The sequence below is a fragment of the Nonomuraea sp. NPDC005983 genome, from assembly GCF_040614375.1.
Classification (GTDB): domain Bacteria; phylum Actinomycetota; class Actinomycetes; order Streptosporangiales; family Streptosporangiaceae; genus Nonomuraea.
Genome location: NZ_JBEXUP010000164.1, coordinates 1 through 18,887 on the forward strand (window position 1 = coordinate 1; position 18,887 = coordinate 18,887).

12 protein-coding genes are annotated in these 18,887 nt (G+C 65.3%); 8 read left to right on the forward strand and 4 right to left on the reverse strand.

What is annotated here, in order from left to right:
* From ABZ297_RS40605 to ABZ297_RS40620, 4 genes are all read right to left on the reverse strand, one after another.
* Positions 1-1,002 (reverse strand): ABC transporter ATP-binding protein (locus ABZ297_RS40605; protein ID WP_355357734.1); only part of this gene is annotated, 1,002 nt, incomplete at its 3' end.
* Between the two features lie 238 nt (positions 1,003-1,240).
* A complete protein-coding gene (locus ABZ297_RS40610) occupies positions 1,241-2,626 on the reverse strand; it encodes a serine hydrolase domain-containing protein (protein WP_355357737.1) in 1,386 nt (461 codons plus the stop codon).
* A gap of 287 nt (positions 2,627-2,913) precedes the next feature.
* Positions 2,914-3,519: a glycine-rich domain-containing protein gene (locus ABZ297_RS40615; protein ID WP_355357740.1), complete on the reverse strand. Its 606-nt coding sequence runs from the start codon at positions 3,517-3,519 to the stop codon at positions 2,914-2,916.
* A gap of 432 nt (positions 3,520-3,951) precedes the next feature.
* Positions 3,952-8,796 carry a discoidin domain-containing protein gene (locus tag ABZ297_RS40620; protein WP_355357743.1) on the reverse strand — a complete coding sequence of 1,615 codons (4,845 nt, stop codon included), beginning with the start codon at positions 8,794-8,796 and terminating at the stop codon, positions 3,952-3,954.
* A 748-nt stretch (positions 8,797-9,544) separates the two neighbouring features.
* Between ABZ297_RS40620 and ABZ297_RS40625 the strand changes: the two genes are divergently transcribed.
* The 8 genes from ABZ297_RS40625 to ABZ297_RS40660 all read left to right on the forward strand — a co-directional run bounded on the left by ABZ297_RS40625 (position 9,545) and on the right by ABZ297_RS40660 (position 18,839).
* Entirely contained in the window at positions 9,545-10,312 is a 768-nt protein-coding gene (locus ABZ297_RS40625) for an FCD domain-containing protein (RefSeq protein ID WP_355357746.1), read from the forward strand.
* A gap of 117 nt (positions 10,313-10,429) precedes the next feature.
* Positions 10,430-10,621 carry a hypothetical protein gene (locus tag ABZ297_RS40630; protein WP_355357749.1) on the forward strand — a complete coding sequence of 64 codons (192 nt, stop codon included), beginning with the start codon at positions 10,430-10,432 and terminating at the stop codon, positions 10,619-10,621.
* Positions 10,622-10,634: 13 nt separating this feature from the next.
* Complete coding sequence (locus ABZ297_RS40635; RefSeq protein WP_355357752.1) at positions 10,635-10,757, forward strand: hypothetical protein; 123 nt, start codon at positions 10,635-10,637, stop codon at positions 10,755-10,757.
* 584 nt (positions 10,758-11,341) lie between these two features.
* A complete protein-coding gene (locus tag ABZ297_RS40640) occupies positions 11,342-12,628 on the forward strand; it encodes a sugar ABC transporter substrate-binding protein (RefSeq protein ID WP_355357754.1) in 1,287 nt (428 codons plus the stop codon).
* Entirely contained in the window at positions 12,625-13,500 is an 876-nt protein-coding gene (locus ABZ297_RS40645; protein WP_355357757.1) for a sugar ABC transporter permease, read from the forward strand. Before ABZ297_RS40640 ends, ABZ297_RS40645 begins: the two co-directional genes overlap by 4 nt.
* A complete protein-coding gene (locus ABZ297_RS40650; protein ID WP_355357760.1) occupies positions 13,497-14,342 on the forward strand; it encodes a carbohydrate ABC transporter permease in 846 nt (281 codons plus the stop codon). The genes ABZ297_RS40645 and ABZ297_RS40650 overlap by 4 nt, the downstream gene beginning before the upstream one ends.
* A 50-nt stretch (positions 14,343-14,392) precedes the next feature.
* Positions 14,393-18,118 (forward strand): discoidin domain-containing protein, encoded by a 3,726-nt coding sequence (locus ABZ297_RS40655; RefSeq protein WP_355357763.1) that lies wholly within the window; start codon positions 14,393-14,395, stop codon positions 18,116-18,118.
* Positions 18,119-18,398: 280 nt separating this feature from the next.
* Positions 18,399-18,839, forward strand: coding sequence for a hypothetical protein (locus ABZ297_RS40660; protein WP_355357766.1), 441 nt, complete (start codon positions 18,399-18,401; stop codon positions 18,837-18,839).
* The last annotated feature ends 48 nt before the right edge of the window (positions 18,840-18,887 follow it).

Below are 18,887 nucleotides of genomic sequence, written 5' to 3' on the forward strand. Positions count from 1 at the left end.
CGGCGCCGGGACGACCAGTCGCGCGCGGCCCCTGACGGCCGGGCCGTCGGCGGGGTGCCAGCAGGCGTAAACATGGTCATCGGCCTCGGCCGCGGGCGGCGGGGGCTCCTCGCGGCACCGGTCGGTCACGGCGGCGCAGCGCGGCGCGAACGGGCAGCCCGTCTGGACCACGGTCAGGTCCGGCGGCGCCCCGGGGATGCTGAAGAGCTCCTCGCACCGGTCCTGCGTGAGCGACGGGATCGAGGAGAGCAGCGCCTGGGTGTAGCGGTGCCGCGTCCGGCCGAACAACACGGGCGTCGGCCCTGTCTCGGCCACACGTCCGGCGTACATCACCCCGACGCGGTCGGCGTGCCGGGCGATCACCCCCATGTCGTGGGTTACCAGGATCATCGACATGCCCAGCCGGGACCTGAGGTCGTCGAGGAGGTCGAGGATCTCCGCCTGGATGGTGACGTCGAGCGCGGTGGTCGGCTCGTCGGCGATGACGAGCCGAGGCTCGCAGACCAGCGCCATCGCTATCATCACGCGCTGCCGCATGCCGCCGGAGAGCTGGTGCGGGAAGTCGTCCAGCCGCTCGGCCGGCCGCGGCAACCCCACGAGGGCCAGCATCTCCTCGGCGCGGGCGCGCGCCTCCCGCTTCGAGGCGCCGCGGTGCAGCCGAACCGGCTCGGCGACCTGCTCGCCGATGCGCTTGGTCGGGTTCAGCGCGGTCATCGAGTCCTGGAAGACCATCGCCACGTCGTTGCCCCGGATCGCGCGGTACTGCGCGGCGGGCAGCCCGACGAGCTCCCTGCCGTCCAAGTTGATCGAACCTGCGGTGACCCGGCCGCCGGCCGGCAGCATGCCCATGATCGCCAGACCGGTCATCGACTTGCCGGACCCGGTCTCGCCGACGATCCCCAGCGTCTCGCCCCGGTCGAGCGCCAGGCTGACGCCGGAGACGGGGCGGACGACCCGATCGCCCCGCCGGATCTCGACCGACAGGTCACGGATCGTCAGCACGCGGCCGCCATCCGCGTTCCTGGAACCATCGGCCGTGCTCAAGGCCGTGCTCTCCCAATGCATTCGACGATAGTGGGGCGCGATGCCCTGGTGGTGTTCGTCGCTTCGATCGAACCTTGAAGTCCGCGTTCGTCCACCGGGACGAACTGATGTCCGGGAACCGTGAACGGCTAGACGACTGACTCCAGGACATACGGCTGGGCGCCAATGGTCATAGGCGGTACGAAGATCTAGGCGTTCAGGACGGCACGCGCCGGTCGGCCCGGCCGGTGTGCAGGTAGAGGGCGCGCCCTTGCCCGTCGTCTCCGAGGAAGGCGAGCGGCGCGCGGACGCCCCGTTCGGATTCGGCCGGGAGCACCGAGTCGCCGCGCCAGGCGACCAGCTCAGTGCGGTAGGGCGCCTCGTCCAGGTCGGCGGTGACGCCGAGGGGGACGCGGTCCAGCCACAGCCGCCCTTCGGGGTCCTGGCTCACCGTGGTCCGTGAGGTGCTCGACAGGTAGGTGCCGGCGTAGCGGGCGGCGTCCAGCAGGGGCGCGGCCGGGTCCGGCCGGGGCGCCTCGCCCGGCTCGACCCCGGCGAGCTCGCCGAGCACACGCCCGGCGAGCTCGCGGAAGACCGGCTTCGGGGAGCCGCCGTTGGTGAGGATCACCAGCGCCACGTCGCGCTCCGGGACCACGCGTAGGAACGCTGACTGGCCGATGGTGTTGCCGTCGTGGCCGAAGATCGCCCGGCCGGGGCGGTGGAAGAGCTCCCAGCCGAGGCCCCAGCCGGTGCCCTGGTCGAGGTCGGGCTGAGTGACTTGCGGCTGCCGCATGGCGCGGACGCTCTCCTGGCTGAGCACGGCGCGGCCGTCCGGCCCCCGGCCGCCGGCCAGGTGCATGCGGGCGAAGGCCAGCAGGTCGCGGGCGCGCATCGCCAGCATCGAGCCGGCCGGCGCGTTCGATCGGGCCAGCGCCCAGACGCGGGTGGGTTCGAGTGGGCCGTCGGGCTCCTGCTCGATGTGCCCGACCGCGGTGCGGTGGAGGATCGCGTCGTACGGGTCGTTCGCAGCGTGTGTAAGGCCCAGGGGCTCGAACACGTGCGCCCGCATGCAGTCGTCGAACGGCCTGCCCCGGACAACCTCGACGATTCGCCCCAATACGCAGAAGCCGGCGTTGTTGTAGGAGAACATCTCTCCTGGCTCGAACAGCTGCGGTACCTCGTGCAAGAGGTCGACGTACTTCTCGAGGCAGTCGTCGCCCTTGCCGGTGTCGGTGAAGATGTCGCCCTCGAAGCCCGAGACGTGGCACAGCAGCTGCCGCACGGTGATCCGCACAGCCGCGCGCTCGTCGGCGATCACGAAGCCGGGCAGGTAGGCCCGCACCGGCGTGTCGAGGTCGAGCCTGCGCTCATCGACCAGCTGCATTGCCAGCGTCGCGGTCAGCACCTTGGTGATCGAGCCGATCTGGAAGAGCGAGCCGGTCGTGGCCTCGACGCCAGTGGCCGTGCTCAGCACCCCGGCCGCGACGTCGACCGACTCGTCGCCGGCGCAGACCGCCACCGCCGCCCCGGGCACCCGGTTCTCGGCGAGCAGGTCCGGCAGCCGGTTTCGCAGCCACGTGCTGATCTCATCGAACCTCGACACCGGCATCCCTCCTGACTCCATGTCCGCTGGAGCATAGGCCAGGTCAACCGGACCACGTTCGTCCGTTTCCACCACAGGCGGCTCGCCGGTTCGTCCCGGCGGACGATCAAGCGTGGAGATCGCCCGCCCGGAGCACCCCGTCGTCGGCCGCGAAGAGGACGATGGGTTCACCACGCAGGTGCGGCCTGACGAGGGGGCGGGTGCCGGGTCGATCCCCGGGTGTCGCCGGACATGGAAGAGCCCCCGCGGTGGCGGGGGCTGACCGGGTTCCGGTGCTGTCCGGGGTGTCAGTAGGTGAGGACGGCGCAGCCGGGTTTGCCCGGGGAGCGATCGGTCCTGTTGGGGGCGAATTGGGCGTCTCTGCCCTTCCCTCCGGTGCCCGTCCCGGCGGGGCAGGCGCGGTGTACTCCAGCCCCGGGAGCACCTCCGGCCCCTGCGGCCCCGTACAGCCCACCTTCACCGTTGGCGCCGGGCTCGCCCACGGCCAGCGTGACGTGGGTGCCGTCGCACACAGTGCCGGAACCTCCCAGACCGCCGCGTCTGCCGTGGCCGCCGTAGCCGCCCGAGGCGCTCGCGCCGCCGGCGTTGGGGTAGCTGATGGTCGTTTTCCTGCCAGGTGCGGCGGCGACGGGGCTTCGGTCGCCTCCGGTGCCGACGGTGATGGTCAGGAGGTCGCCGGGGCGCACCGCCAGCGTGCAGTTTGCGGTGGCGCCGCCACCGCCGCCACCATCGCCGTAGCTACCAGGGTTGGCCGTCGCAAAGCCGCCGCCTCCGCCGCCCCCGGTCAACGCCACGTGGATCCGGGAGACGCCCGTGGGCACGGTGAAGGTGTAGGTGCCCGGGGTGGTGTAAGCCTTCGTGGTCTCGGCGTGGGCGTGGGCGGGAGCGGTCACGGCCAGCAGTAGCCCCGCAGCCGCCGCGGCACCCGCGGCGGCTCCTGCGGCGCGGCGAACGAGGAGGCCTCGGTGGTGGTCTGGCCGAGGGGTAGAGGTGTGCATGCGCTCTCCGTGAGGGGTAGCGAGTCGTGTGTGCACTCCAAGATTACGACCACGGAGCGTATCCATGCGAACACTCTGCGATGTCGGTTCTATACGCGGCACGAACGTGATCAGCGCGGAGCTCGATGATCCACGGTTCGGTCACGGAGCGGCCCCGAGGAATCGTGCGATGCCTCGGGGCCACTGGAGTCAAGCCTCCTCCACCGGTCAGGGTTCGACGGTCATGGCCCGCCGATGATCCCCGGTGCCGTCCCAGTCCGAGAGTTGGCCGCGCTCAGGACACCGTGAGTTCCTGGTTGACGGCACATCGTTCACTATCGCCCGCGACTACCGATCCGCGACGTTGACGACAGCTGTCGCCTTGACAGACGTTCCCGCTACGACACCACGGACGGTGAACCATCCACTCTTGGCCACCATGTCCGGGGTAACTGGTTCCCAGGTCACATCGACGGATCCGGTCGTGCCGTCACTGTAAACGGCCTCGGTCTGCGCAGGCAGCGTTGGAACCTTGCCGATTGCCGTATCGACGGCAACCGATCTGAAATCTACGATGGCCTTCGGATTCTGCACCTCGAACACGCCGAACTCGGCCAATCCGCACTCCGCACCGCTCGGATTGTTGTAGGTGTTGTCAGGATCGATGGTGAACTTCACCCAGCCTGTCTTGACCGGAGTATCGAACGTCACGACGTTGTCCGGCTGACCGTCCCACCGGATCCCGGTCACTTTCTTGCTGCCGCCATCCCATTCCAACACGCCTTCCACAATCTGGTTGATGGCGGCGCCGCGGTCGACCAGGTTGATGCGGTCGATCTCCACCGGGGACGGGAACTGAAGTTTGATCCACGGGTTGCGGTCCGCCTGCTTCGCCGCCCAGGACGTCGCCTTGTTGCCGTCCGTCGCCTTCGTTCCCAGATAGCGGTCGTCCTGGTTGTTGCCATCGGGGACACCGTTTCGGTCGCGAACCGAGGACACCGTGACCGTGGCCGAGCCCGCGATGTTATCGCCTTGCGCCGTCATCGTCTCCAGGTTCGACTCCACCGCCACGCCGTCCAGCTTCACGACCGCCTTTGCGGTCGCCTGGAACCCGCTGGCGATCGGTTGTTTCAGCACGATGGTGTTGCTGCCCGGTACGGCTGCCAGTCTGCTGTCGCTGAACACATACTCGATCTCTGCCTTCGACAGGTTCGCCTTCTCACCGGTGTTCAGAGTTCCCTCGATCATGCCGACGAGCGGTTCGTTCACCCTGATGGAGCTGCCGCTCAGCGCAAGCTTCACCTGCTTCAGAAACGTGGGGAACGACATGCGTCCGTCCGTATCAACGTCGACGTAGAAGTAGTCGTCGGCCCGGTAGCCGGCCAGCTCCGCAGTGACGTTGATCCGTGCCCTCCCCGCCCCGCCCGACGACAGCACCTTGTCTGCGCCGACGGCCACCACGGACGGGTTGTCGCTGGTGATCGCGACCTCCGCACCCCTCAGGTCGACAGGCGCACCGAGGAAGGAGTAACCCTTGACATCGATCGTTGCCGTCCGGCTGTCCGCACCGGCCTTCGGTTGCAGCTCGAGACTGCCCAGGGCGGTCAGATCTCTCAGCGAGAACACCCGGACTTCCAGCACATCGATCGGACTGCCGTCCTGGCCACCGCCCGGGAAGGAAACCCTCACATAACGTGCGTGCACGCTGGGCCGGCCAGGATCGACCGGATAGTTGTAGTACAGGCCTTCCTGTTCCCACGCGTACAACGTCGTGTCGCTGCGCGGAACGGCCAGCGTGTTCCTCGACGTCGGCAGCCCGGCGCCGGACACGGTATTCGTCTCGTTGCCGGTGGTCCACTGCGAGCCGTCGACGCTGTACTCGATCTTCACCTTCTTCGGCACGTTGTAGTAAGTGACGTTGTCGGCATTCGGCATGTGGTGGTTGAAGAAGATGTTGACCCGCGAGAGGTCCTGCATCTTGCCCAGATCGTAGGTGATGCTCGGATTCTCGTCGCCCGCCGGCGCCGACCACTTCGTGAGATTGCCGCCGGTCGTGTCATTGATCGTTCCGTCGGACAACAGCCTGGCGTGCCCGTTGTCTGTTGTCACCTTCGGCGTTATTCCGGACGCCACGTTCGCGTCCGGAAGCAGCGTGATGTAGTTCCGAGTCGAGGTATAGGTCTTCCCGTCCACCGTCACGTCTGCCCAGTAGCTGTACATCGTGGCGGCGGAAACCTTGCCGGTGAACCGCATCGCGTTGCCTGTGACAATGAACGGTGACTGGTCGACCGGCACCTCGGTGACCACGATCTTACCTGCGGAGTTGTCGCGCCTGCCGTCGACCGTCGCATAGTGGTACTTGATGCTCGAAGCGTCGAGAATGTCGACCTCGCCGCCTTTTCGGGTGTAGCCCTTGAACGTCACCGGAACATCTCTGTCAGTGGCGAACTGTCCCCAGAACAGCGCGCCGTCGGTGAGCATGTTCACGCCAACAAGTGGAAGTGCGGCCGAGATGGCGCGGCCCTGCACCTTGACCGGGTAGGTGTCGGTCATGACCTGAGGACGGTTCACACCATCGTCGTAGGTTGCCGTCACGGTGATGGTGGCGGCACCGTCGCCGGCGGCCTTGACCAGGCCCGTTGCCGCTCCCACGGTAGCGACCCGCACATTGCTACTCGTGAACTTGAGCTTGGCGGGTGCGAGGACGTTGGTGTAGTTGTTCATGTAGCTCTCGGCCCGCAGTTGCAGACTGTTTGCCGCAGTCTGGCTGCTGAAGAGCTTGACACTCGTCATCGTGTACTTTCTGACCGGGCTCTTGGTCCGAATCTTGATGATGGTGTCAATGGGATCTGCCGTGACATCGGACGTGTCGATCGAGATGTAGTACTTGCCGTTCACATTCTCTGTCGTGAAGGGCAGAGAGTTGCCCTTGTTCAGCCACTGGACCTGGTCTACCGGATAGTCGAAGGGGCCGATGCGGCTCATCAGCGATTGGCCGGCGAATCCCGCCTTCGCCACGCCCGCGATTTGGTTCTTGATCATGTGCATGTAGACGTACTGGTCGCGGGACATGGCGTAGCCCCAGTCCGGCCCCTGCCCATGAGCGATCGCCTTCTGCGGGTCGGTGTACCAGCCGGGCTTCAGGGTGTAGTCCATGGTGTACGGCATAGTGCCGTACATCGACTCGCGAAGATCGGGTCCGCGCCCGTTGTCCATCCACTTCACGATCGAAGTCCGCATGTCCGACAGCTGCTGCGAGGAGATCGGCACCATTGAGAAGATGTTCGTGTTGTCCAGGTTGCTGCTCAGGTTGTCCATGCCACGAGTCACGGTGATGGAGGAGTCGTAGTTCATGACATAGCCGTGACCGTACTGGTTGATCAGTTCCTTCGTGGCTTCGGCCCAGTTGTCACGTTCGTTCCCCTTGGCGTACTGCGTCCAGACGTCGAGTGCCGTCGTGTACGGGTCGTTCCATTCCTCATGCGCAACTTTTCTGGCTTGCGGCAGAATCCCGGCACGCCAGCCACCCTCGTTGTACGGTTCGCTGTTCCAGAACGGACGCTCGTGAAGAGTGATGTCCTGGTCGCCGGTCTGCGCGTTGGGGTTCGCATCGATCAGGACCCGATCGTTGTAGTTACGCGCGGAGCTCCAGGCGACGTCGGGATTGGAGTAGCTCTCCGGACCGCCATCGGCGAAGAGGTACCACGGGTTGTATCGTGCGACCAGACCTTGGATATCGCTTTCGAGGATCTCGGATCCTTCGTAGAGTGAAGACAGGTAGACGCCGAACTTCAACCCGTACCGCTCGGCAGCCTGTTTGGCCTGCAGCACCCGGTCCCGGACCTGCCAGCCGCCGTCCGCGGACTGGAACAGGGCGTTGTACTTGTACTGCTTGTTGGCGTTGTTCGGGGTCAGGTTGGCGTTCGGCGACGGCCAGTAGTAGATGGTGTTCTGCAGGCTCTCGGTCGAGAGCAGAGTCATGCCCATCTCTTTGGCCGTCTGTGCCCACTCGTCGTAGTTGAAGTTCGGGTCGTACAGGTTCGGCATCGTGCCGGTGGTGTGCGACAGGGCCGACATCTTGCCCTCGATGAACCAGTCGACCGGGTTCTTCTTGACCGTTATGGTGTACGGCTTCGTTGTTGAGGAACCGCGGGCATCGGTCACCTTCACGGTGAAGGTGTAGTCCTTCTGTGATGCGCCGTTGGCGCCGTCCGAGACCGTGCCGTCGATGTGGCCGTCCGGCGCCAGCGTCAGGCCGGTGGGCAACTGACCGTCGGCGAGTGTCCAGGAGTAGCCGGGACTGCCGCCGGCCGCCTGGAAGGCGAAGGAGGACGCCTGCGGAGCAATGCTCGACGTGTTTCGGTTGCCGTCGATCTTTGCCACCATGCCGACATACGGGTTCTCGTCGTAGGCGAACGGCAGTGTGTTGGACGGGTAGTCGTTCGCCGGGACATCCGCGTTGCGCGCATCGAATGCATGCCGGTCGATGCTCAGCCCCTTGGTGACGATGGTGAGCTGATTGTCGGCCACGTTCGGCCCGGTGACCGAGTACGTCAGCCCGGGAACGACGTTACCCGCACCGTCGCAGAGCCTCGCATAGAAGCCAAGGAAGTTCTTGTTGGTACCGGTGTTCTTGTGCTGAATCTCGATGAGAAGCTTGTTCCAGCCCTGGTTCAGCTGGATCGGATGTCTCGTACCATCCTTGCTCACCCGAGCTGCGACGCGGTCCTGCTGCCCGGCCGGAGCGTCGTTGGCGAACAGCCGGTACAGCCCCGATCCGCCCACCTGCCACTGAACAGTTTGCGCGACCGGACTGTAGACGTAGCTTGCGGCCACCACCCACTTGTTGGCTGTCGGCTGCCCCTGCTTGACGTCAAAATAGCCCATCAGGTCGTTGTAGTCGTCGTAGTTCCGGTTGAAGATACGGTCGTCGAAGTACTGCCAGGTGGATGTTTCCTTGCCGGCCGGATCAACCAGGGACGCGCCCAGGGCGGGAACGACGGGAGCAGGAGACTGCTCGACCACCGGATCGGTGTACGGACCGGACACCGCCCACTGATTCAGATACGGCGCGGTCCCTCCCGTCTGAGCCGCACGGGCCTGCGGTCCGGTGAGAACGCTGCCGGCCGCCGCAAGTGCGAGCACAATCGCAGTTGCGACGACGCCGGACTGGATCTTTCGTAATCCCTTCACGCTACCTCCTTGCATTTGTCGAGCTAACCGATGCCCGGCCGCTGGGGACATCACCAGCCCAGAGACCCGCCGACAGGAAACCGGCAGTGATCGTTGGTGGGCCGGCATCGGCATGGGCGGGGGAACTGGTGATGGTCAGCGCAGTGAGGGAGCTCACCGCACCGGCGGCGATGAAGGTGCGCCTGTCCACGGATCCTCCTGGATCTGGGGAGTGCGTTTGTGCTGGCCGTTGTCGAAGTAGGCGACGAGCGCCGGGCCGGGAGGAGCAATCTCGACGGGGCAGTCGTCGGCGTCCTCGTGGTAGTCCGAACGGCGGTTCCAGATCTTGATGGTCGCCTCGTCTGAGTCGCCGAAATTCTCGAGGCGTCCCTCGGTTCAGATCCGGTAGCTGAGCTCGACCTTCCCGCCACCGGAGTCGGCGCCGCCACACGCGGCGGCGCTCAGCAGGAGCCCCATCACCACGACTGACGACCTCCACCGCGGCTTCGAACGCATCTGAGGCTCCTTCCGAAGGGATTGATCTGATACTTCGAGGAAGATCGGTGTTTGAAGGAGGAGGCGAGGCCTCAGGTCGGGCCTGTGAGCCTGTGAGCCTGTGAGCCCGCGAGGTGATCTGTAGTGTGAGATAGCAAATCCGTCGCGTCAACCCTATAGATGCGATTCATCGCCATACTGGTGCTCTATAGATGTGAAACATTCTGGGATAGGATGGGTCCGTGAGCGGATCCCACGAGAGACGAGGAAGGGATTGAGCCAACCATCAGCGCTTCCGCAAGAGCCGAGCTCAGAAGCCGCCTACCGGCCCGGCTACGAGATCGCCGCGGAGCGGATCCTCGAGTACATCGTCCGGGAGGAGCTCCGTCCGGGAGACCGCCTGCCGACGGAGAAGGACCTGGCGGATGCCGTTCAGATGAGCAGGACGGTCGTGAGGGAGGCGGTGAAGATCCTTTCGGCCCTGAAGAGGCTGAGCGTGCAGAAGGGGCGGGGGATCTACGTCGCCGAGCCGGAGGACGCCCCCTGGCGGGAGTCGTTCGCCCAGTTCCTGCCCGCCGACCTCGGACAGGTCGACCAGATGTTCGAGTTCCGGCGGCACATCGAGTCCGCCACGGCTCGCCTGGCGGCCCAGCGAGCCGTCCCCGCGCAGGTGAAGGCGCTCCGTGAGGCGGCGCAGCTCTCGGCAGAGGCTGCGGCGCGCGACGACATCGAGGCCTTCACCCGGGACGACGAGCAGTTCCACAGGGAGGTCGCGGCCGCGGCGGCCAACATGTTCCTGTCGGCGACCATCGAATCGGTGCAACGCCTCCAGCGGCAGGTCAGCATCATCGGGCTGGCAGGAGTCGCGGGCGGATCGCTCGTGGCGGCCGCCGAGCAGCATCTGCAGATCGCCCACGCCGTCGCCTCCGGCGACGAGGAGCAGGCCGTGGCACTCATGACCCAGCACATCGACATGACGATGCGGCAGTTCCAGGAGGAGATCCGTCACCGCGTCTTCTCCCGCGATGACGCCTCGTCGTGATCGAACCCCTGAGACGAAGGAGGTCATGCGCATCACTGATGTGACCATCGAGCTCGTCGAGCTGCCCGCCCAGCCGCCCTTCGTCGGCGGGCCGGGCTCCCGGGCTCGGAAGGGCCGGTGGTGGGCGGCGTCCTGCGCATTCACACCGACGAGGGCCTGATCGGCGAGGCGCACACGCGGCGCGGACTGATCGTGGCCGACCTGGTCAAGCGCAGGATCCGCGAGGACCTGCTGGGCCGCGACCCGCTCTGGCACGAACTCCCGCGCCGACGCCGAGCTCTGCCAGAAACTGCGGGCCCACGTCGGTGACGAGGTCCCCCTCATGGACGACGGCTCCGCGGGCTTCGACTTCGCCGACGCCCTCTATCTCGGGCAGGCCCTGTGCATGGCCATCCCCAACACCACCTACGAACCCGGTGATCCGCGAGCCGGCGGTCGGGCCTGACGGCCTCCTTTGCGCCCCCACCGGCCCGGGGATCGGCTACCTCGATTTTTAGTATCTATAAGAACACTGTGCAGATAGTTCTGAACTATTGACCCATGAGATGTCCGGTCGCATACTGGGGAAGCCGCATCCGGGCGAGATAATGCCTGGTCATTCGGGCCAGATCGGTGACAGCCGCCACGATTCTCTGTCGCAGATAAATGCTATACATGCTGCTCGGGTGCTGGCGTAATCGGTGTCTCGACCCCCAGGAGTGCAGATGAGCAAACACCGAGGAGCCGGGCGGGGTCATTGTCGCGGGGTTACCCACTCCCACTCCCACTCCCGCTGGTGAGCGCGGTCGCGGACGGGCAGCAGGCCGTACTCACCGCGGTGGACTAGTCGCCACGCGACAAGAGTGCTGACCTTCCACACCAGCAAGGCCAGCTCAAAAGGGCGAAAACACGATCACCATCACCACAGCCGGCGGCTCGTGGATGGTCTACGACGCCCTCGGCGTGCGCCACCTCCCCTGACCACACGAGACGTCTGAGCGCCGCCGCCGTTCCCCCGGGCGGTGGCGTTCCGGTAAGGAGACGACAGCAGTGAACAAGAAAACGATCGCCGCGGCCGTGGTGGCGCTACCTCTGGCCTTGACGGCGTGCGGCTCGCCCTCGCCCAGCAGCGATGGTGGCGCCGGTCCGGTCAAACTCGAGTTCTGGGGCTGGGCGCCCGGCTACGACAAAGCTGTCGAGCTGTTCAACGCCGGCCACAAGGACGTCCAGGTCACCTTCAACAAGCTGCCGTCGGGCGGCAAGGGCGGCTACGACAAGATGTTCACGGCCGTGAGGGCCGGGAACGCGCCCTGCCTGGCACAGGTCGGCTTCGAGTCGATGCCCACCTTCCTGCTCGAGAACGCCCTGGAGGACGTCACCAGCGAGGCCGCAAGCGCCCAGGGGCAGTTCATCCCGTGGACCTGGAACCAGGTCTCCATCGTCGGCAGGACCTACGGCATCCCGGTCGACACCGGCCCGACGGCCATGTACTACCGCAAGGACGTCTTCGACAAGTACGGCATCGCCGTACCGAAGACCTGGGACGAGTACGCCAAGGCCGCCGAGAAGCTGCACCAGGCCGACCCGAAGGCGTACATCCTGAACCTGCGGGCCGTCGATCTGGCCGGTCTGGCCTGGCAGAGCGGCGCCAAGTGGTTCGGCACCGCGGGTGACACATGGAAGGTAACGGTCAACTCATCCGAGACCAAGAGGATGGCCGAGTACTGGCAGGGGCTCATCGACAAGAAGCTGGTGAACGTCACCGACGAGGGCTACAGCGCCGCATGGTGGAGTGCGTTGCAGTCCGGCAAGGTCGCCACCGCTATCGGCGCGGTCTGGCTGCACCCGCTGATCGCGGAGAACGCTCCTGCCGCGAAGGGCAAGTTCGCCGTCGCGCCGATGCCGCAGTGGGCCGCGGGCGAGAAGAAATTCGGCAACGAGGGCGGATCCAGCACGGCCGTGCTGAAGGGTTGCGCGCACAAGAAGGAAGCGGTCGAGTTCGCCACCTGGATGAGCACCAACCCCGACAGCTTGAAAAACCTGATCAAGGTGACGGGCATCTACCCGGCCGCCGCCGCGGGCCTGTCGCTGCCCGAGGTGAACGCAGGCGTCGAGTACTTCGGTGGCCAAAACATCTTCGAGGTGTTCGCCGAGGCGGCCCAGCACACCGACACGAACTGGCAGTGGGGTCCGACGCAGTCGCAGTTCGGGGCCGACCTGACGGACTCCGTCAACGTCGCGTACTCCGGGAAGGGCACACTGCCCGACCAACTGGACGTCCTGCAGGGCAGAACGGTGGAGGCGATGAAGTCGAAGGGCCTGAAGGTCGAAGGATGATCCGCCGTCACCGGGCGGCGGCCCTGCTGCTCGCGCCGTTCGTCGTCCTGTTCGGGGCAGTCTTCGTGCTCCCCATCGGATACGCCGTCTACCAGAGCCTGTTCCGGGTGCGGCGCTCCGGGCTCGGGTTAGGTCCGGCCGAGACCGTATTCGCGGGGCTGTCCAACTACGCGCGGGTGTTCGCCGACAGCGCGTTCGTCGGCAGCGTCCTCCGAGTGCTCGCCTTCGGCCTGGTCCAGGTGCCCGTGATGCTCGGGCTGGCGCTGCTGCTGGCCCTCGTGCTGGACTCCCGCGTGGCGCGGTTCGGGCGGTTCTTCCGGCTGGCCTACTTCCTGCCGTTCGCCATTCCCGGAGTGATCGCAGCAGTCCTGTGGTCGTTCCTCTACGTGCCAGGGATCAGCCCGCTGGTCGCGTTCGGCGAGAACGCCGGCGCCAAGGTCGACTTCCTCTCCGCCGACACCATCCTGTGGTCGATCGGCAACATCGTCACCTGGTCCTGGACGGGATACAACATGGTGATCCTCCACACGTCGCTGCGGTCCATCCCACGCGAGCTGTTCGAAGCGGCGGAGGTAGATGGCTGCTCCGGCTTGAGGATCGCGTGGCACATCAAGATTCCGCTGCTGCGCCCCTCGCTCACCCTGACCGGAGTGTTCTCCATCATCGGCACGCTGCAACTGTTCGGCGAGCCGATGGTGCTGCGGCCGATGGCCTCCGTGATCAGCGGCGGCTACACCCCGGTGATGCTCTCCTACCAGGCGGCGTTCGGGCTCAACGACTACAACTTCGCTGCCGCGATCGCGGTGGTCCTGGCACTGGCGACGTTCGTCTTCTCCTACGGCTTCCTGCGCCTGAGCAGCAGGGGAACATGATGGTCCAGCAGCGTGTCACCCGCCTGAGCAGCCTGGTGCTGTTGTTCGCGATCGCCGGATACTTTCTGCTGCCCGTGTGGTGGTTGATTGTCTCGGCCACCAAGTCCAAAGGCGACCTGTTCGGCGCCAACGGCTTCTGGTTCGGGTCGGAACTGCACCTTGCCGACAACGTGGTCAACGTCTTCTCCCACAGCGACGGCGCCTTCCCCCGCTGGATCCTCAACAGCCTGCTGTATTCGGGCGGCGGTGCGGTGATGGCGACGCTCATCGCCGCGATGGCCGGGTACGCCCTGGCGAAGTACCCGTTCCGGGGCCGCGAGGGTCTGTTCGCGGTGATCATCGGCGCGGTGCTGATCCCGCCGCCGCTGCTCGCGCTGCCGCTCTACCTGCTCGCGTCCTCCACGGGCATCGTCAACACGTTCTGGTCGGTGCTGATCCCGAGCATCGTGACTCCGTTCGGGGTCTACCTCGCCCGGGTGTACGCGGCGTCCTCCATATCCGACGAACTGATCGACGCCGCGCGCATAGACGGCGCCGGTGACCTGCGCATCTTCTTCACCGTCGCGCTGCGGTTGATGTCGCCCGCCCTGGTCACCATCTTCCTGTTCCAGTTCGTCGGGATCTGGAACAACTTCTTCCTGCCACTGATGATGCTCGCCGACGACAAGCTCTGGCCGCTCACGCTGGGGCTCTACTTCTGGAACAGCCAGCTACGGGACCAGCCCTGGTACGACCTGGTGGTCACCGGCTCGCTGATCTCGGTCGTTCCTCTCGTCATCGCCTTCATCGTCCTGCAGCGGCACTGGCGCTCGGGACTGTCGGCCGGAAGCCTCAAGGCCTGACAGCCACCGGCCAGAAAGGTTCTGGAACATTGCGAAGAGTCTTATGTGCTTTGACGGCGATCGCATCGCTGCTCCTCGGCGTCTTCACCACGAGGGCGTACGCGCAGCAGGTGGCCGGGGACGCGCCGTTCATCAACTCGTGGCTGGTGTCGGGCCCGTTCGACTCGCCGGTGGTCGAGAAGCTCTACGAATGCGAGGCCGGCGAGCCAGTGAATGAGGCGCCAAAGGCGTCGGAGATAACGGCTTCGTCATCGACTCTTGCGGTGAATCCGGTCGCTTATCTGGTTGATGGCGACACCAGGAAGCAGTGGGTGACCGAGAACGATTCCAGCCCGTGGGTGAACCTCAAGTGGCGTGAGCCCATCGCGCTCAACGAGGTGCGTATCGCGCAGTGGGGTGATTCGCGGCACGTGAACAGGTGGTACCACCTCACCTTCACCCTGGATGACGGGAGCAAGGTGGAGTCCGGCCAGGTCGACAGCACCTCGGATCCCACCGTCTATTCGGCCCGGCCCGGGCTGAAGAACGTGCGCGAGATGAAGGTGGAGATCGACAAGGGCCGCGTGCCGTACCCGTCGATCACCGGGATCGCCGAGATCGAGGTCTACAACAGGGCGGAACCCGCCGACGGGAAGACGAAGATCACCCCCGAGGCCGGCGAGGCGTTGAGCTTCGGCGGCGAGAGCAGGACGTGGGACTACTTCGACGACCGCGTCTACAACCGCAACTACGACGACTACCAGGATCTCTACGGGTACTACACGGTCAAGAGGGGCGTGGACACCAGGAACAAGTACGTGTACGCGCACACGTACGTCTACAGCCCGGTCGAGCAGCAGGTCTCCTTCAACGTCGGGGCGAGCGGTTCCTACCGGCTCTTCGCCAACGACCGGTGCATGACGGGTCCGAGCACGCCCGCGGAGGTGCAGAAAGATCTCACGAAGAGCGCTGTCCAGCTGCACCAGGGCTGGAACAAGCTGATGATCCAGATCAGGCACACCTACACCGAGGACGTGAACGCGAACGGCGTGCCGGTGGCTCAGGACAAGAACGTGGCCTACCTCGGCTTCTACGGCCGGGTCGCGGATAAGGCGGGCAACCGCGTCGCCGGCCTGGTCGACGCTGTCGCGGGCCCGTCGGAGACCCTGAAGATCGTGTCGCAGGGGTTGCCCGTCGGCTACAAGGAATGGCCCTACGTCTGGAACAAGTCCGTCAGCGGCAACGCCTATGGTGTCTCGGCCTCGGCGTTCCAGTTCATGGCCGCTGGAGGGGCGCCGGGTTACACGTGGAAGGTGGTCGGCGGGAAGTTGCCCGACGGCCTGGAGTTGAACGCCGACGGCACCATCGCGGACGGCCTGGTCGACGGGAAGGTTGACCTGAACAGCACCAAGGGTGTCATCAGCGTCAACGCGAGGCCCGGTGACTATCAACTCACCGTCCAGGTGACCGACGCCAGGGGCGGCAGCGCCACCAAGGACTTCACGCTCACGGTGAAGGAGCGCCCGAACAAGTGGTTCGAAGAGGGCAGGGTCGGCGCTCTGACGCACGCCACCGCCGTCTACAGCTACTTCGTTGATCCGAACTTCTCCGTCGACCGGTGGGCGGAGAGAGCCAGGGCCCAAGGACACTCGCTGGTGTCGGTCGAGACGAACCAGCAGGCCTACTTCTGGCCCTCGAAGTTCTGTGACCCGAAGAGTGACCGGCATCTCTACTATCCGAAGGACGAGAACGGGAAGGTCGTCGACGGTCTCAAGAGGTTCGAGCAGGCGGTCAAGCGTCACGGCATCAGGTTCGGTCTGTACTACGCCTCCCAGAACACCGACAAGACCGTCCAGGACATCGCCGACCTCATCCACCGCTATGACCCGAGTTACCTGTACTTCGACGGGCCCCAGGGGCACAGGTCGGAGAACTTCGACGTCATCTACAGCGGCATCCGCAACTACTCCAACGAGATCATCGTGAACTCGAACGCCTGGGGCGAGGAGTACGGTGACCCCGACCTGCGGACCGACGAGGCGTCGGGAATCTTCGCCAACGCGTCGCGCAACCACCTCCTCAAGCGGACGATCATGGAACCTTGGAAGATGATCCACACGAGGGACGAGCTGTCGCCGTACTACGGCAAGCGTGACGACTACCGGCAGGTGGCCAAGGAGATGGTCATGAACGCCGGCCGGGGATACGCGGACAACAACGATCAGTCGATCATCGACAGCCGCGGTCCCAACTGGCACACGCCCCAGGAGATCGCCACCCGGTATCCAAAGGCCGCTCAGGAGTTCATCGACGTGAGAGAGAACCTGATCGGTTGGTTCGCACCGGAGGGCAGCCCGGAAAGACACGAGTCCACGACCGGGACGACGCCGTACTTCCTGTCCGGCTACGGCTACGAGGACGACGGACGAGGTAACTACGAGAAGTTCGCCTTCCCGAACGGCACGACCGGTCCGCAATGGGGTTACGCGACCGCCCGGGACAACACCATCTACCTGCACATCATGAAGGGGCCGGACGGCAAGAAGGGCTTCGACGTGATCCCCGGCAGGTCCCTCACCATCAGCCCGGTCAGCCATCGGGTGACGTCGGTGACCTGGCTCAACAGCGGCGTCCCGATCACCTCGTTCAGCCAGCGGGGAGAAAGCCTGTCGATCAACCTGGCCGATGTGCGGGAGGATCCTGTCGACACCATCATCAAGATCGTGACTGATGATCCGGTCCGGACGTACAAGCTGACCGACGTCGTCGCGACCGCCGAGCAGGTCGCCCCCTCGATGCTGAAGGTTCGCGCCGAGGGATACATGACCTACCCCGCACTGAAGGCGAAGCTCTCAGACGTGACCTTCCGCAGCGCGAACCCCGCGGTGGCGGCGGTGCACGGCCCAGGGGTCGTGACCGCGGTGTCGAACGGCACCACGACCATCACGGTCACGGGCACGCACGAGGGCGTCACCAAGCAGGGCACGCTGAAGGTCAGAGTCAGAGACCGCGTCGTCTATGCGGCCGACGACATGATCGAGGCATCCCTGGTGGTCGTCGGAGAGGAGGCGTACGGCGCGTTTCCGCTGAACGATGGGCTGCCTTACGCGATACAAGGAAGGTCGGCCAAGGGCGGACCGATCGGACTGGGCGCGGCGCAGATCAGATGGCACGGCGGCATCGTCGATCTGAGCGGTGGCGACAAGTACAAGCCGATCGCCATCCAGGAAGTGGACACGTTCGCTTTCAAGCGCAACAAGATCACCACACCCGCCGTGGAGAAGCCCACGAGAGCAGCCGTGTGGGCGGACGTGACGCTGGACGGCAAGACCATGACGACCAACAAGGTCTTCCTGGACCTGCTGCCGTACCGCAACCTCGCGGGCGCTGCCGAGATCACCTCGAGTCACCAGGACGGCGTGGCCAACCTCGTTGACGGCCGGACGATCGAAGGCACTCACTTCGACCAATCGCAGTGGTCGGTGCCGGCGGGCGAGGCGGCGTGGATTCAGTTCAAGCTCCGGGCGAGCTCTGACGTCTCCGGCATCGCCGTCACCTTCAACTCCCTCGATCAGAAGTATCTCAACACGCCCAAGACCATCAAGGTCCAGACCAGCGAGGACGGGGTGTCGTGGAACGACGCCGGCACGATCAACGGGCCCACGGGCACGGCTGATTTCGGGTTCGCCAACCAGTACCCGCTGAGCGCCAGGGCCCAGTACGTCAGGTTGGCGTTCAACGGGGACGCGAACGGCTCGGCGATCGACCTGCTCGAGGTGGCCATCAACGGTAGATAACTGTGCGCCTTATCCTTGCGTTGCGCTACCAGATCATTGTTCTTGGACGACAGCGCGGCGAGGACGGCGCGATCCTAGGTTGAAGCGCTGCACCGGCGTGGCCTCATAGCCGCCAGGCCGCGCCGTCATCGGCTCTCTTCGACCCGCTGTGAGGTTCAGGAAGTTTACCGGAGGGCCAGCGGAAGATCCCTTATCGTCACCGAAGTATGCCTAGTCGATCGATCGCGTGGTTCATACCTTCCTGGTGTCGGATCGTGCATACATCCAGGCGAGGGGATGCATGGAAGCCTACGCAGAAGGTTCAGGTGAACCGCCGAAGAGGAGCTTCTATTGGGTGGGGCGAAGAAGGCGAACTGAGGAAGCGGTACGGACGGCCGAGGAGGCGCGCAAGCAGGCCGAACGTCTCTCGGCGGAGATGGCTGAACGGCTGGATGGACTGAGGGCCGCCATGGACCAGAGGCTGGACCAGCTATCGGCGGCCGTCGCCCAGCTCAATCAGCCTCCTCCGGAGCCGGTGCCGACTGCGGAGGAGGAGCTGGGACGCCTCTTCAAAGCGATCATGAACGAGGGGCACTTCACCGGAGTCTGGTTGCATACGAAGATCTCTGAGTGCGTCACTGAGGAGACCGTTCAGGGAGCGCGTCTAGCAGCCAGGACAGTCCTCGAAGCCAGCCGGGAGGTCACGTCCACGGACGTGGTGTATGAATCGATCTTCGAGTGATCCTGTTTCTGCAGGTTAAGCGGTAAGTGTCTGTGGGAGCGGGTTCGC